A 14,558-nucleotide genomic window follows, 5' to 3' on the forward strand; every position below is an offset into this window, starting at 1 on the left:
GCGCGGCGCTGACCTGGGCGCTCTACGGACGGCGCCGTTGAGCCTGTCCCGCCGGCTCGGGCCCAGGGGCCGTACGATCGGACGCGTGATCGAGACGGAGCGACTGGTCCTTCGGCCCCTGACCCGCGCGGACGTGGAACCGTTCGTCGCACTCCACGCGGACGAGCGGGTCAGCCGCTTCGTCGGCTCGTACACCCGGGAGCGCGCCGAGGAGCGCCTCGCGGGCATCGAACGGCAGTGGGCGGAGCGCGGCCACGGCCTCTGCGCGGTGGAGCTCAGGGAGGGCGGCGCGTTCGTCGGACGCTGCGGTCTCCAGTACTGGGAGCAGTTCGACGAGACCGAGATCGGCTGGACGTTCGCGGCCGAGGCGTGGGGGAGGGGCTACGCCACGGAGGCCGCGCGTGCCTGTCTCGCGTTCGCCTGGCGCGAGTTGTCCGTCCCGTACGTCACGGCGATGATCCGGCACGGCAACACGCCGTCCGTGCGGGTCGCCGAGCGCCTCGGCCTCGCCCCGCGCCGCGAGGACGAGCTGTACGGCCACGCGGTGACCGTCTACGCCGTGGACCGGCCCGCGGTGTGACGGGTGGGGCGGTGTGAGAGCGCACGTGAACGCGATCGCCCGGCCGGAGCGGGCCCCGACCATCGCGACCCAGCCGCCCAGCCGCCGCACCTGCCCTGAGCGGCGCGGCCCCGGGGGGCGTACGGCAGCCCCCGTACGCCCCCCGGGGCCCGGCCCGCGTCACTCCGTACGGCCGCCGAGGAAGCGGCCGAGGAACTCCCGGGTCCTGGGCTCCCTCGGCCGGTCGAGCACCTCGGCGGGAGTGCCGCTCTCCAGGACCCGGCCGGCGTCCATGAAGACGACCCGGTCGGCGACCTCCCTGGCGAACTGGATCTCGTGCGTGACCACGATCATCGTCAGGCCGTCGCGCGCCAGGTCCCGCATCGTGGCGAGCACCTCGCCGACCAACTCGGGGTCGAGCGCGCTGGTCGGCTCGTCGAACAGCATCAGCTTGGGCCGCATCGCCAGCGCGCGGGCGATCGCGACCCGCTGCTGCTGACCGCCCGACAGCTGGCGCGGGTAGGCGCCCGCCTTGTCCGCGAGGCCCACCCGTTCCAGCAGCGCGGCGGCGCGCGCCCGGGCCTCGCCCCTGGGCTCCCTGAGCACCCCGCAGGGCGCCTCGACCACGTTCTCCAGGACCGTCTGGTGCGGGAAGAGGTTGAAGTGCTGGAAGACCATGCCGATGTCGCGGCGCTGCCGGGTCACCTCGCGCGGGGTGAGGTGCCGCACGCCGGTCCTGGTGCGCCGGAAGCCGATCAGGTCGCCGCCCACGTGGACGGAGCCGCCGTCCGGCACCTCCAGGTGGTTGAGGCAGCGCAGGAACGTCGACTTGCCGGAGCCGGAGGGCCCGAGCAGCACGACCACCTCGCCCGGGTCCACGGTCAGGTCGATCCCCTTGAGGACCTCCAGGTGGCCGAAGCGCTTGCGCACGCCGCGGGCCGCGACCATCGGGGCCCCGGGCCCGGCCGCCGCGGCCGGGCGCTCGGACAGGACGCTCATTTCTCCTCCTCGGCCGCCTGGCCCGCGCCACCCGGCACCGCGCCCGCCGCGGCGGGGCGGCGGAACAGCGCGAAGTCCCAGAAGCTCTGCCGCGGCGTGCGGTGCGCGCCGCGCGCGTAGTGGTGCTCGATGTACGACTGCCCGACGTACAGCACCGACGTCATGATCAGGTACCAGACGCACGCGACGATCAGCAGCGGGATCGTCTGGAAGGTGCGGTTGTAGATCGACTGCGCGGTGTACAGCAGGTCCGCGAGGGCGATCACGCTCACCAGCGACGTGGCCTTGAGCATGTTGATGATCTGGCTGCCGGTCGGCGGCACGATGAACCGCATCGCCTGCGGCAGGATCACGCGCCGCAGCAGCCTCCCCTGTCCCATGCCGAGCGCCGCGGCCGCCTCGTGCTGCCCCGGGTCGACGCCGAGCAGCCCGCCGCGCACGATCTCCGCCATGTACGCGGCCTCGTTGAGCCCGAGCCCGAGGATCGCCGCGAGGAACGGGGTGATGAGGCCGTTGGTCTCGCCGCTCACGAACGACGGCCCGAACGGCACGCCGAGCGAGAGCCGGGGCAGCAGCGCCGACATGTTGTACCAGAACACCAGTTGCACGAGGACGGGGATGCCGCGGAAGAACCAGACGTACGCCCCGCACACGGCGCTCAGCACGCGGTTCTCCGACATGCGGCCCACGGCGACGAGCACCCCGCCGACGATGCCGATCGCCATGGCGACGACGGTGAGTTCGAGCGTGGTGGCGATGCCGTGCCCGATCACGCTCGCGTTCAGGTACGAACCGACCACCGGCCACTCGAAGTTGGGGTTGGTCACCAGGAAGTGCACGAGCTGGGCGGCGAGCACGGCGAGGACGAGGACGGCGAGCCAGCGCAGCGGATGCCGTACGGGGGTGGCCCCCGCCACGTCGACGAGCGGGGACTCGGCCCCGTCGCCGGTGTGCGGGGGAGCGGGTTTTCCGGTCAGGGCGGCCATGTCGGCTCACCTCCTGTGCTGACGGCGGACGGCGGGTCGGAGCGGATACGGCGGGTCGGGGCGGGTACGGCGGACCGGGGTGGACACGGGGTCAGGAGACGGCGAGGTTGATGCCCGCCTTCTTGATCTCGTTTCCCTTGAGCCCCCATTTCTCCATGATCTTCTGGTATGTGCCGTTGTCCATGAGCCGCTGGATGGCGTCCCTGAGGACCCCGCCCAGCGGTGAGCCCTTGCCGACCACGGCACCCTGGTAGAGCGTGCTGAACCCGTTCGCCTCGCCCACGCCCGCCAGTTGCAGCTGGTCCTTGGCCTGCGCGACGAAGTAGGTGAGCGGGGACTGCGAGGAGAAGAAGGCGTCGGCGCGGCCGGAGCGCACCGCGAGGACGGAGCTCGGCTGGTCCTTGTACGACTGCACCCTGAGCGGCCTGTCGCCCCGCGCGGCGCATTTCCTCACCTGGTCCTTGACGACCTTCTCCGCGGACCCGCCGGACATCACCGCGATCCGGTGCCCGCAGGTGTCGGCGAGCGACCGCAGGTGGTCGGGGTTGCCCTTCGGCACCGCGAACACCACGAACTCCTGCACCCAGTCCACGAAGTCGTCGGACCCCTGGCGGTCCTTGAAGTCGCCGATCGGGCCGAGCGCGAAGTCGAAGCGGCCCGCCTTGATGCCGGTGAGCTGCGTGGGCAGCCCGTCGGCGGACACGTCCTTGATCCGTACGCCCAGCACGTGCCCGAGCGCCACACCGAGGTCCGCGGTGGCGCCGGTCAGGCTGCGCCCGTCGTCGCCGACGATCTCGTACGGCGGGAACGAGCCGTTGTTGACCGACACGAGGGTGCCCGAGGCCCGGTTGCGCGCGGGCAGCCGGGCGTGCAGCGCCGGGTCGAGCGGCTGGCGCAGATCGACCCGCACGCCGCTCGCGCTGCGCTGGACGGCGTCCACGGCGCCCGGCGGGTTGGCGCCGCAGGCGGTGAGCGAGACGCCGAGCGCGAGGGCGAGGGCCGCGGCCGGCCAGGGTGTCCTGCGGCGGCTGACTGGCTTCATCGGGGCCTCCGGATCGGGCGGGGGTGCGGGGACGTGAGGGGCGTCAGGCACCCACGGCTGCGGGGCCCGCGGGCACGGCGCCCGGCGCGTGCACCCGCGGGTCGACGGCGAACCTGCGGTTGGCCCGTACGGGCAGCGAGGCGCGGGCCGCGGTGGTGAACTCCGGGTCGGCCTCGGCCCAGGCGAGACCCGGCTCCGCGCCGAGCCGGGCGCGCACGGTGCCCAGCGGGTCGACCACCAGGCTGTTGCCGATGTTGCGCGGGCCGCACTCGCCGCTCGCCGCCACCCAGCAGGTGTTCTCCAGGGCGCGGGCGGCGATCATGACCTCCCAGTGGCGCTCCTTGTGGGGGCCGCGCACCCAGGCCGCGGGCAGGGCGAGCACCTCGGCGCCGTCGTCGGCGAGCAGCCGCGCGAGCTCGGGGAACCGGACGTCGTAGCAGGTCATGAGGCCCACCCGGGTACCCGCGTGGTCGAAGGTGACGGGCGGCTCCTCGGCGGGCCGCACGTGGGCCGACTCCCGGTCGCCGAAGGCGTCGTAGAGGTGGAGCTTGCGGTAGACCGTGACGAGCGCCCCGCCGCGCAGCACCACCAGTGTGTTGAACACCCGCCCGTCGTCGGAGGGTTCGTGGATGCCCACGACGACGGCCGTGTCCGTGCCCCTGGTCGCCTCGGCGAGCCCGGTCACGAACGGCCCGTCGAGCGGCTGGGCCACCTCGCGGATGCGGTGCCGGTCCTCCGTGAAGCGGGCGAGCACCCCCTCGGGCAGGACGAGCAGGTCGGCGCCGCCCGCCGCGGCGCGCGCGGCGAGCGAGCGGCACCGGTCGAGGTTGGGCTCCCAGTCGGGGGATGCGGCGAACTGTCCGGTGGCGATGCGCATGGGAAGGCTCCGGGGGGTCGGCGTGGCGTCGGTGCGGGGTGCGGGGTGCGGGGTGCGGCTTCGGCCGGTCAGGCCGCGGGCTCGCGTGCGTCGGCCGCCCGCCGCCCTCGCGGGGGCGCGGCCGGTTCGAGCGCGGCGGGGAAGACGTCGGCGGGGTCGACCGGGCCGGGCGCGATGCCCTGCGCGGTCAGCTCGGCGCAGAAGGCCGCGGTCATCCGCGCGTTCTCCGCGGTCCCGTACGGCATCCAGTCGGCGCCGAACCTGGCGGCGCTGTCGAGCAGCTCGTCCAGCAGCCAGGGCGTCGTGTCGGCCAGCAGACGGCGCCGCGCCGTCCAGTGGCGCTTCGCGGCGTCCAGCGCGTCGAGCACGGCGCCTGGCAGCCACGGGCGCTCCCGCACGGTCTCTCGCCTCAGCGTGACGAGGTGGATGCCGGGGACGAAGCCGGTCTCCTCGAAGTAGGCCCGCTCGGCCGCCCGGTGGTCGGGCAGCAGCTGCCGGAAGCGGCTGCCCGAGGTGAACATCTCGTCCGGCAGGAACGGCGTGAACACCGCGTCGAGCCGCCCGGCCGCCAGCTCCTCCCGCAGGCTCTCGCCGTCGGCGAGCACCGACACGTTGGCAGGCAGCGGCCGCGTGCCGACCCGGTCCTTGCCGCTCTCGCCCGCCACGAGCGGGCCGACCCGCCAGTCGATCCCGGCCAGGTCCACCCCGGCGCGGCGCAGCAGGGCGCGCGTCCAGGTGTTGCCGGAGTCCGGCCAGCCGGTCAGGCCGACGCGGGCCCCCGCGAGCTGTTCGAGCGCGGTGTACGGGCTGTCGCCGCGCACCAGCACGCAGCGGTGGCGGAAGCCTCGCATCACGAACACCGGCAGCCCCACCAGCCGGTCGTCGCCCCCGGCGCGGGCCAGCGCGTACCGGCTGAAGGAGGTCTCCCCGCCGTCGAGGCCCGGCTCCTCCAGCACGTCGGGGGTGACGGCACGGGACTCGATCGCGAGGTCGAGGCCCGGCGCCCGGACGGCGCCGGTGAGCAGGGGGGTCACATGGTCCCAGTCGCGCAGGGCCAGGCGGACGGGGGGCTGCGGCACGTCACGTTCCTCTCGGTGGCGGCTCTCACCGCGAAGGCGGCGGGGGTACGGCGGGGCAGGCCCGTCCCGTACGGGGTCCGTGCGGCGGGCCGTGACGGGACCATATGTTCAGCCAGTGGCCAGAACAAGACTGTCTTTGTGCATGTACAAAGATTGCCCGGCCTGTAACGTGCGGGGGAGCGCGCCGCCCGGGCCGGGACCCGGCCGGGCGGGCGCCCAACGCCCCTGAAAGGATGACGAGATGACCCCCAAGGCCCCCGAGGACACCGCCGCGGGGAGCCCCGCGGGCCCGCCGCCGCGGCCGGCGGCGCGGCCGGTCCCGGCGGGCGGGGGCCGGGTGGCCGCGACCGAGCTGGCCGCCCGCCTGCCCGAGGCGAGCGCGCGGGGCATCACGGCCGCGATGACGGAGATGATCCGCTCGGGCGACCTCGCGCCCGGCGTCACGCTGCCCACCGTCCGCGCGCTGGCCGCCGCCCTGACCGTCAGCGCGGGGACGGTCGCCCAGGCGTGGAGCCAGCTGCGGACCTACCGGATGATCACCACCTCGGGCAGGCGCGGCTCCGTCGTCAGCGGCCCGCCGAGCGTGCCCCACCCCACCAGGTTCGAGCGGGTCGGCCACTTCGGCGACCGCCTCACCCTCGACCTGGCCGTCGCCTCCCCCGACCCGGCGCTGCTGCCGCCGCTCGGCGCGGCGCTCGCCGCCGCCACCGACGACGAGGCGCTCAACGACTACGCCAGGGTCGCCCTCACCCCGCGCCTGGCCGCCGCGGTGCAGGGCACCTGGCCGTTCGAGGCGGAGGCGTGGACCGCGGTGGGCGGCGGCTACGAGGGCGTGGAACTCCTCTGCCGCGCGCTGCTCGTGCCCGGCGACCGGGTCGCCGTCGAGGAGCCGACCGCCGCACGGCTGCTGGACATCCTGGAGGCCCACGACGTCGAGAAGGTCCCGGTGGCCTGCGACGACGACGGGCCGCTGCCCGACTCGCTGGAGGCCGCGCTGCGCACCGGGCCCACCCTCTTCCTGTACCAGCCGAAGGCCCAGTCGCCCTGCGGCTGGAGCGTCACCGAGGAGCGCGCCGACCGGCTCGCCGGCGTCCTCACCGCCGCGCCCGCCGTGGTGCTCGTGGAGGACGACGGCGCCGGACCGCTCGCGACGCGCCCGGCGGCGAGCCTCGCCGCGCGGCTGCCCGAGCGCTCGGTGCTCGTCCGCTCGTACTCCAAGTCGCACGGCCCCGACCTGCGGGTCGCGGTGCTCGGCGGGCGGCGCGACGTGGTCGACAAGGTGCGCGTCCTGCGCACCTACGGCACCGGCTGGACCAGCCGCATCCTCCAGAACGCGCTCGCCCACCTGCTGACCGACCCGGCCGCGGCCGAGCTCGTCGAGGGCGCGGCGGCGCGGTACGCCCACCGCAGGACGGCGATGGTGGAGCGGCTCGCCGAGCGCGGCGTGCCCACCAGGGGCGGGGACGGGCTGAGCCTGTGGATGCCGGTGGCCGACGAGAGCGCCGCCCTGGTCACGCTCGCCGCGCGGGGCATCACCGTCTCGCCCGGCACCCGGTTCGTCTTCACGCCCGCACAGCCCGCCCATGTCCGCGTCGCGGTCAGCCGGCTGACGGAGGATCCGGCGGCGCTCGACGAGATCGCGGACCTGCTCGCGCACGCGGCGCACGCGGGGGACGGGATGCGCTGACGGCCCCTCGGCCGGTCCTGCGCGCGGGGCGCAGGCGCTGACGGGCCCCGCGTGTCGGGCGCGCGGGCCGTGCGACACGCCGTGCGACACGCCCCTCGGCGGCCCGCGGCTGCCCGTGGCCACGGACCGGTCCGAGGTGGGGCGAAGCGCCGTATCGCGGCCGTTCCGGGACGGTTCGTCCGTCCCGAGGGGTGGCGAAGGGGGCGCGCAGAAAGTCGTGTTGATGGCGTTGACACGCAATCACCATCCACGTTTCACTCGTCACTCGTGCAGAGTGGCAACGTTGTCAGGCTATCGGTCCGCGACCGCGCCACCCTCTTCCAGGACCCCGGCGGCGCCCCCGCGCCGCCCCGGTCCACCGGCACGTCCCGTGCGTAGCACGACCGCTGCGGAGGCAATCGAATGGTCAACAGCAGCCCCTCATCGCCCACCCCCGACCGCAGATATCGCAGACGCCTGGCCGTGGTGTCCGTCCTCGGCCTCGCCGTCCTGCCGCTCCAGGCCCTGACGTCGAGCGCCTCGGCCGCCACGCCCAAGCTGGTCAAGGACCCCGCGTCGCTGGTCAACCCGATCGTCGGCACCTCGGGCGCGGTGGACGACTTCCCCGGCCCCGACATGCCGTTCGGCATGATGCAGTGGGGCCCCGACACCACCCCCGACCGGCCGTCCGGCGGCGGCTACGAGTACGACGACAAGAAGCTCTCCGGCTTCAGCCTGACCCATGTCTCGGGCCCCGGCTGCGGCGTCGCGGGCGACCTGCCGTTCCTGCCCACGACCGGCGCCCTCTCCGGCAGCCTCGGCAGCACGTCGGTCGGCTTCAGCCACGACGACGAGCAGGCCGCCGCCGGGTACTACGGCGTCACCGACGCGAACGGCGTCAAGACCGAGCTGACCGACACCACGAGGGCCGGCCTCGGGCGGTTCACCTTCCCCGCGGGGCAGCAGTCGAACCTGCTGCTCAAGCTGAGCGGCGGCGCCACCCAGGTCGACGGCACGCGCGTGCAGGTGGTGAACAAGAAGGAGATCAGCGGGTCGGTCGACAGCGGCCACTTCTGCGGCGCGAGCAACACGTACACGCTGCACTTCGACATCAAGTTCGACCACCCCTTCGCGGCCAGCGGCACCTGGGTCGGTTCCACGATCAACAAGAACGCCACCTCCCTCACCCGGGGCAGGGCCAAGCAGAGCCTCCAGCAGCACCCGGAGGCCGCGCAGCGCGAACAGCACTTCACCGTGCCCGCCGCGCCCTCGCCGACCGTGCACACCGCGCAGGGCGGGAAGGCCGGCGGCTCCTCCGCCACGCCCCGGGGCGCCAAGGCCGCGCAGCCGCCGACCACCGGCGCCAACGGGATGTACCTGACGTTCGACACGAGCAAGGACCCCTCGGTCACCGCCGCGGTCGGCATCTCGTACACCAGTGACGCCAACGCAGCGGCCAACCTCAAGGCCGAGGTCAAGGGCTGGGACTTCGACGGCATGCGCCAGGCCAACCACGACGCCTGGAACGACGTCCTCGGCAGGATCGCCGTCGGCGGCGGCAGCAAGGACCAGCAGACGCAGTTCTACACCGCGCTCTACCACTCCCTGCTGCACCCGAACGTCTTCTCCGACGACAACGGCCAGTACATGGGCATGGACGACCAGGTCCACAAGCTGGCCAAGGGGCAGAAGGCCCAGTACGCCAACTACTCGGCCTGGGACACCTACCGCTCCCAGACCCAGCTGATGGCGACCGTCGAGCCCAAGGTCACGAGCGACATCGTCACCTCGATGCTCAACGGCTACGACCAGACGGGCCTGCTGCCCAAGTGGGCGTCGAACAACGGCGAGAGCTACGTCATGGTCGGCGACCCGGCCGCGGCGATCATCGCCGACGCCTACGCCTTCGGGGCCCGCGGCTTCGACACCGCGCACGCCCTCTCCGCGATGGAGCACGAGGCGACCGTCCCCAACAACGACCGCCCCGGCGAGTCGGTGCGGGACGCCAAGGGCTATCTGCCGCTCGACGAGAACGACTACGGCTGCTGCAACTTCTACGGCCCGGTGTCCACGCAACTTGAGTACGACAGCGCCGACTACGCGCTCGCGTCCTACGCCAAGTCGCTGGGCGAGAACGCCGTCTACAAGAAGTTCGCCACCCGCGCGCAGGACTGGATGAACGTCTTCAACCCGCAGACGGGCTACATCCAGGGCCGCGACAAGGACGGCCAGTTCGCGAGTGGCTTCACCCCCGGCACCTCCAACGGCTTCGTGGAAGGCACCTCGGCGCAGTACACGCCGATGGTGCCGTTCAACCTCAAGCAGCTGATCCAGGCGCGCGGCGGCAAGGCGGCCTACTCGTCGTACCTCGACAGCCTGCTCGACAACATCACCGAGCCGGGCAGCACCGACGCCGACCTCAGCAACGAGCCGAGTGTCGAGATCCCCTGGGAGTACGACTACCTGGGGCAGCCCTGGAAGACGCAGGCCGCGGTCCGCGAGGCGCAGCAGAAGCTGTACTTCAACGCCCCGGTCGGGTCCTTCGGCAACGACGACCTCGGCGCGATGAGCTCCTGGTACGTCTGGTCCGAACTCGGCATGTACCCGGAGACCCCGGGCACCGACACGCTGGCCCTCGGCAGTCCCGCCTTCCCGGCCGCGCAGATCACCTTCGCGAACGGCAAGAAGCTCGCGATCAACGCCCCGAAGGCGGCGCCGGGGGCTCCGTACGTGCAGGCGCTCGACGTCAAGGGCAAGGAGTGGAAGCAGTCCTGGCTGACCTTCGGACAGTTGAAGAAGGCCGGCACGATGGACTGGGCGCTCGGCACCACGCCCAACACGTCCTGGGCGTCCTCGGCCGGTTCCGTGCCCCCGTCCGACACCACGGGCGGCGGCAAGGTGCTCGCGGCGACCGGACCCGCCGACGGGCTGGTCCTGGCGCCCGGCGCCTCGGGCGACAGCACGCTCAACCTGACCAACCTCGGCTCCGAGGCGGCCACCGTCGACTGGCGGGCCACCGCGCCCTCAGGCGTGACGCTGTCGGCGGACTCCGGCTCGCTCACCGTGCCGGCGTCGGGCACGGCCAAGGCGGCCCTGAAGGTCACCGCGCCCGCTGACGAGGGCGACTACTCCGTCACGTTCGCGCTCACCGACCACGCGACCGGGGCGAGTGCCGGCACGGCGGCCCTGCGGGTCGCCGTCGCCAAGCCGGGCGAGCTGTGGCCCTACTCCACGAACGAGGGCGTCTACCCGGACGGCGCGAGCTTCAACGGGGGCTTCGACGGCGGCGGCTGGGCCTACTCCCAGGAAGCGCTGGCGGCCGCGGGAGCCGGCAGCGGCGCCAAGGTCAGCGCGGACGGGATCGACTACACCTTCCCGGTCGTGAAGTCGGGGCAGCCCGACAACATCGAGATGGCCGGACAGACCATCCCGATGGTCCCGGGCTCCACGGGAGCCACGCTCGGCCTGCTGGGCTCCGCGACCAACGCGCCGACCGACGGCAGCGGCGTCACCGGCACGCTGACCGTCACCTACACCGACGGCAGCACCGCGAAGGCGCCGGTCACCTTCTCCGACTGGACGCTCGGTGCGGGCGGCTCCAAGCCGGTGCCCGGCGACACCGAGGCCGTCACGACCGCCTACCGCGACACCGGAAGCGGCGGCAAGGACACGGTGAAGGCGTACGTCTTCTCCACCACGGTCCCGCTCGACGCGTCGAAGGAGGTGGCCTCGGTCACCCTGCCGGACTCGGGCGCGCACGTCTTCGCCTTCGGCTTCGGCACGTGACACCCGTGGTCCGCTGAGGCGGGCCGCCCGGCGCGGGGCCGGTGTCCCGGGAGCGGCACGCTCCCGGGACACCGGCCCCGCCGCACTGTCACCGGGGCGCCGCGCGGGTAGTTTCGACGGACCTGTCCGGTCCTTCGTCCTGTCCGGCCTGCCGCAGAGAGGTGCCGCATGCTGCCGCTTTTCGCCACCCTGGTCCGCTGGCTCTCGGGGGCGCGCCGCCGCGGCACGCACGTGCGCGCGTCCCTGTGGGCGGCCCTCGCCACTCTGGTCGTCCTGCTCGTGGGGTCCTGGCTCGTGGTGCCGGCGGAGCGGGGCGCGCCGGACGCCAGCATCACCTCCTACCCCCGCGCCCTGTGGTGGGCGCTGGAGACGGCCACCACGGTCGGCTACGGCGACCTCTATCCGGTCACGCTCTGGGGCCGGGTCATCGCCTGCGTGGTGATGTTCGTCGGCATCTCGCTGTTCGGCGTCCTGACGGCGGCGCTCGCCACCTGGTTCGTGTCCGGTGCCACCCGCGAGCTGCGCGAGGCCGGCGCGGCGCTGCGGCAGGCGGGCCGTCGGGGCCAGGCGGACGCCGCCACCGACGCGGCGGCGCTGCACCGCCGCTTCGACCGGCTTGAGGAGCTGGTACGGGAGGGCCGGGGTCCGCGGCCGTGAGGCGACGCGCCCGGCTTTCTGCCGCCAGGATGCACTTGCGCATGATGTGCAATAGGCTGGAGGGAGCTCGCCGCACCTTCCCGTGATCGTCTTCTCGGTGCCGTGCGCGGGCCGAAGGGCGGAGGGCCCCCGCGAGGACGTGACTCGCGGGGGCCCTCCGATTCTGCCGCGGAGCGCGGGCCGGGGTCCTTCGGAGGTCAGGACACGTGCGGGCGCGTGCCGGACTCCTGGCGCGGCATGCTCTGCGTGGCCGGCGGGGCGGTGCGCCGGCAGCCAGTTGTCCATCCTGCCGCCGTTCCCCGCAGGGTGCTGCACCTCCCACGCGTGGCTGGTCGACGGGATGGCCTGCGCGGACGTGGTCTTCGTCCGCAGGTGGAAGGGGAGCATGTAGCCCTGTGCGCCGGTGGGGTCGGGCTGCTTGAACACGGGGTTCCCGCCCGGCAGCCGCAGGGCCTTCTTGTCGCTGAAGCCGCGCACGCCCGACAGCGTGCCGAAGTAGTGGTCGAAGGAGCGGTTCTCCTGCATCAGCAGCACCACGTGCTGGATGTCCGAGAGCTTCCCGCCCCGCGCGGCACCGGCGGCGACCGCCTTGCGCACATTGCCGGGCAGCGCGGCGTCGACGGCCGCGAGGGCGCCGACGGCGGCGGTGGAGCCGAGGAGTCTGCGGCGGGTCAGGCCGGTGCGGGGGGACGAGTTCTCCGCAGTGCCGTCGTTCATTCCGGAGTTCCTTTCAACTCGGCGATGAGCCAGCTTCTGGGGCCCGCAAAGAATCGCCGCGCCCGGCACAGGCCGACGCCGGACCGCATGGCGGGCACGGGAACAACCGCCGAAGAGATCCGCGCCCTGTCCGACAACTCGCCTCAGGACACCTGCTGTTGGGGCGAGGGGCGGCTTCGGGCCACCCGCGGGGCCGCTCCCGGGGGCCGCCGGGGCCGCCCGCCGCGGCCCTGGGCGCGCCCTCGCAGCCCGCGCCCCGCCCTGGCAGGATGGCCGTGTCCGGGGCCCGGCACGGCCCCCTACCTGCGCAGCGGCGGCGAACACGCGGAAGGAACCGGCATGCGGTACATCATCATCGGGGCGGGCGCGGTCGGCGGCAGCATCGGCGCACGGCTCGCGGAGGCGGGCACGGACGTCGTCCTCGTCGCCCGCGGCGCCCACTACGAGGCGTTGCGCGACCGCGGCCTGGAGTTCACCACACCCGAGGGCACCGGGGTGCACCGCGTGCCCGTGGCCGACGGCCCGGGAGACGTCGAACTGCGCCCGGACGACGTGCTGGTGCTCGCCGTGAAGACCCAGGACGCGCCGGCCGCGCTCGGCGCCTGGGCGGGCCGCCCGGTGGCCGGCGGCGGCACGGCGGGGGAGGAGCTGCCGCTGGTGTGCGCGCAGAACGGTGTCGAGGGCGAACGCCTCGCCCTGCGCAGGTTCAGGCGCGTGTACGCGATGTGCGTCTGGCTGCCCGCCACCCACGTGGAACCCGGCGCGGTGCTCGCGCCGAGCACCCCGTACACCGGGATCCTGCACCTCGGCCGCTACCCCTCGGGCACCGACGACACCGTCCGCGCGATCGCGGGCGACCTGGAGAAGGCCCGGCTGCTCGCCCCCGTCGTGGCCGACCCCATGCGGTGGAAGTACGCCAAGCTGCTCGGCAACCTCGCCAACGCCGTCGAGGCGCTGTCGGGTCTCGCGGACGACGACGCGCGCGCCGTCTACCAGCGGGCGGTCGCCGAGGGGTGGGCGGTGCTCTCCGCCGCCGGGGTGGACTGCGCGACCCAGCAGGAGCAGGACGAGGCGCGCGCCCTGTTCCGCCTCGACCCGGCCACGTCGGCGCGGCGCGGCGGCGGTTCCTCCTGGCAGTCGCTCGCCCGCGGCGCGGGCAGCATCGAGACCGACTACCTCAACGGCGAGATCGTCCTGCTCGGCCGCCTGCACGGGGTCGCCACGCCGGTCAACGAGACCCTCCAGCGGCTCGCCGACGCGTTCGCGGCACAGGGCCGCGCCGCCGGCTCCCTGCCGGCGGCCGAGCTGCGCGCCGAGGCCGACCGCTCGGCAGCGCCCGCCGCGGCGCGGCCCTGACCCGGACCGTACCGGCCGCCGGGGCTCAGGCGGAGCGCGGCACCGGGACGGGTACGCGCCCGAACGGGGCGGCGGCCAGGTGCGCCGCGGCCTGCTCGTAGCGGGCGAGCAGCAGCCGCGCCACCTCGGGCGCGGCCCCCAGCACGGGCGCGAGGACGTCGGCGCCCCCGGCCAGCGCCCCCTCGGCGATCCGGTCGGGCAGCCGGCCGGGTGCGAGCACATAGGGCGCCACGGCGACCCGGCGCGCGCCCGCGGCCCGCAGCTCCCGCACCGCGTCCTCGGTGCGGGGCGGGGACGCGGAGGCGAACGCGGGCCGCACCGCGAGCCAGCCCGCCCGCCGCCACTCCCGCGCGACCCCGGCGATCACCGCCCCCGCCTCCGGGTCGGAGGAGCCGGCCGACGCCAGGACCACCCCCGTCGAGGGGCGGTCGGCCGCGGAGAGGCCCGCCTCCGTGAGCCGCCGGTCGAGCCCTCGCAGCAGCAGCGGCGAGGGCCCGAGCACCGGGGCCTGGAGGATCCGCAGCAGCGGATGGCGCGCCGACGCCTCCCGCAGCACGGCAGGCAGGTCCGTCTTGGCGTGGAACGCCCGCGTCAGCAGCAGCGGCGACGCCACCACGGCGCGCGGCGCGCCGCGCTCGCGCGCCCCGGCCGCGAGCCGGTCGAGGAGCCCGGGGACCGAGGGCGCGTTGAAGTCGAGGAAGGCCGTCTCCACCCGCAGCTCGGGCCGCAGCGACCTGACGCGCTCTGCGAGCGCGTGCACGCTCGCCGCGTGCCGCGGATCGCGGCTGCCGTGGGCGACGAGGAGCAGGACGGGACGTGCGCGGTACATGGAGG

Annotated in this window: 11 protein-coding genes and 1 pseudogene; 5 read left to right on the forward strand and 7 right to left on the reverse strand. The window is 74.4% G+C overall.

All coding sequences use genetic code 11. From position 1 onward, the window contains the following. The first annotated feature begins 85 nt into the window (after nt 1-85). The gene (locus tag ABEA77_RS15790) at nt 86-580 is read left to right on the forward strand and encodes a GNAT family N-acetyltransferase (RefSeq protein WP_345647093.1); all 495 of its coding nucleotides are present in this window, start codon (nt 86-88) and stop codon (nt 578-580) included. 159 nt (nt 581-739) lie between these two features. Here ABEA77_RS15790 and ABEA77_RS15795 read toward each other — a convergent pair whose 3' ends face one another. The 5 genes from ABEA77_RS15795 to ABEA77_RS15815 all read right to left on the reverse strand — a co-directional run bounded on the left by ABEA77_RS15795 (nt 740) and on the right by ABEA77_RS15815 (nt 5,542). Then, nucleotides 740-1,558, reverse strand: a complete 819-nt coding sequence (locus ABEA77_RS15795; protein ID WP_345647096.1) for an amino acid ABC transporter ATP-binding protein — start codon at nt 1,556-1,558, stop codon at nt 740-742. Further along, the gene (locus ABEA77_RS15800) at nt 1,555-2,544 is read right to left on the reverse strand and encodes an amino acid ABC transporter permease (protein WP_345647099.1); all 990 of its coding nucleotides are present in this window, start codon (nt 2,542-2,544) and stop codon (nt 1,555-1,557) included. The genes ABEA77_RS15795 and ABEA77_RS15800 overlap by 4 nt, the downstream gene beginning before the upstream one ends. Before the next feature lie 91 nt (nt 2,545-2,635). Next, nucleotides 2,636-3,586, reverse strand: a complete 951-nt coding sequence (locus ABEA77_RS15805) for an ABC transporter substrate-binding protein (protein WP_345647102.1) — start codon at nt 3,584-3,586, stop codon at nt 2,636-2,638. A 43-nt stretch (nt 3,587-3,629) separates the two neighbouring features. Further along, on the reverse strand, nt 3,630-4,463 hold the full coding sequence (locus tag ABEA77_RS15810) for a nitrilase-related carbon-nitrogen hydrolase (RefSeq protein ID WP_345647105.1): 834 nt from the start codon (nt 4,461-4,463) through the stop codon (nt 3,630-3,632). Between the two features lie 68 nt (nt 4,464-4,531). After that, nucleotides 4,532-5,542: a substrate-binding domain-containing protein gene (locus ABEA77_RS15815; RefSeq protein WP_345647108.1), complete on the reverse strand. Its 1,011-nt coding sequence runs from the start codon at nt 5,540-5,542 to the stop codon at nt 4,532-4,534. Between the two features lie 241 nt (nt 5,543-5,783). Here ABEA77_RS15815 and ABEA77_RS15820 point away from each other — a divergent pair, with 241 nt between their 5' ends. From ABEA77_RS15820 to ABEA77_RS15830, 3 genes are all read left to right on the forward strand, one after another. Next, nucleotides 5,784-7,229, forward strand: a complete 1,446-nt coding sequence (locus ABEA77_RS15820; protein ID WP_345647111.1) for an aminotransferase class I/II-fold pyridoxal phosphate-dependent enzyme — start codon at nt 5,784-5,786, stop codon at nt 7,227-7,229. A gap of 402 nt (nt 7,230-7,631) precedes the next feature. Beyond that, nucleotides 7,632-10,994, forward strand: coding sequence for a lectin (locus ABEA77_RS15825; RefSeq protein ID WP_345647114.1), 3,363 nt, complete (start codon nt 7,632-7,634; stop codon nt 10,992-10,994). 168 nt (nt 10,995-11,162) lie between these two features. Further along, nucleotides 11,163-11,651, forward strand: coding sequence for a potassium channel family protein (locus tag ABEA77_RS15830; RefSeq protein WP_345647117.1), 489 nt, complete (start codon nt 11,163-11,165; stop codon nt 11,649-11,651). A gap of 252 nt (nt 11,652-11,903) precedes the next feature. On the opposite strand, the pseudogene ABEA77_RS15835 reads toward ABEA77_RS15830, so the two are convergent. Further along, nucleotides 11,904-12,368: pseudogene (locus ABEA77_RS15835) on the reverse strand (alkaline phosphatase family protein); the annotation flags it as partial. Between the two features lie 339 nt (nt 12,369-12,707). On the opposite strand from ABEA77_RS15835, the gene ABEA77_RS15840 reads away from it, so the two are divergent. Further along, complete coding sequence (locus tag ABEA77_RS15840) at nt 12,708-13,724, forward strand: ketopantoate reductase family protein (protein WP_345647120.1); 1,017 nt, start codon at nt 12,708-12,710, stop codon at nt 13,722-13,724. A 25-nt stretch (nt 13,725-13,749) separates the two neighbouring features. On the opposite strand, the gene ABEA77_RS15845 is transcribed toward ABEA77_RS15840, so the two are convergent. Beyond that, nucleotides 13,750-14,553 (reverse strand): sirohydrochlorin chelatase, encoded by an 804-nt coding sequence (locus tag ABEA77_RS15845; protein WP_345647123.1) that lies wholly within the window; start codon nt 14,551-14,553, stop codon nt 13,750-13,752. Nucleotides 14,554-14,558: the final 5 nt, after the last annotated feature.

Source organism: Streptomyces tremellae (genome assembly GCF_039540215.1).
Classification (GTDB): Bacteria; Actinomycetota; Actinomycetes; order Streptomycetales; family Streptomycetaceae; genus Streptomyces; species Streptomyces tremellae.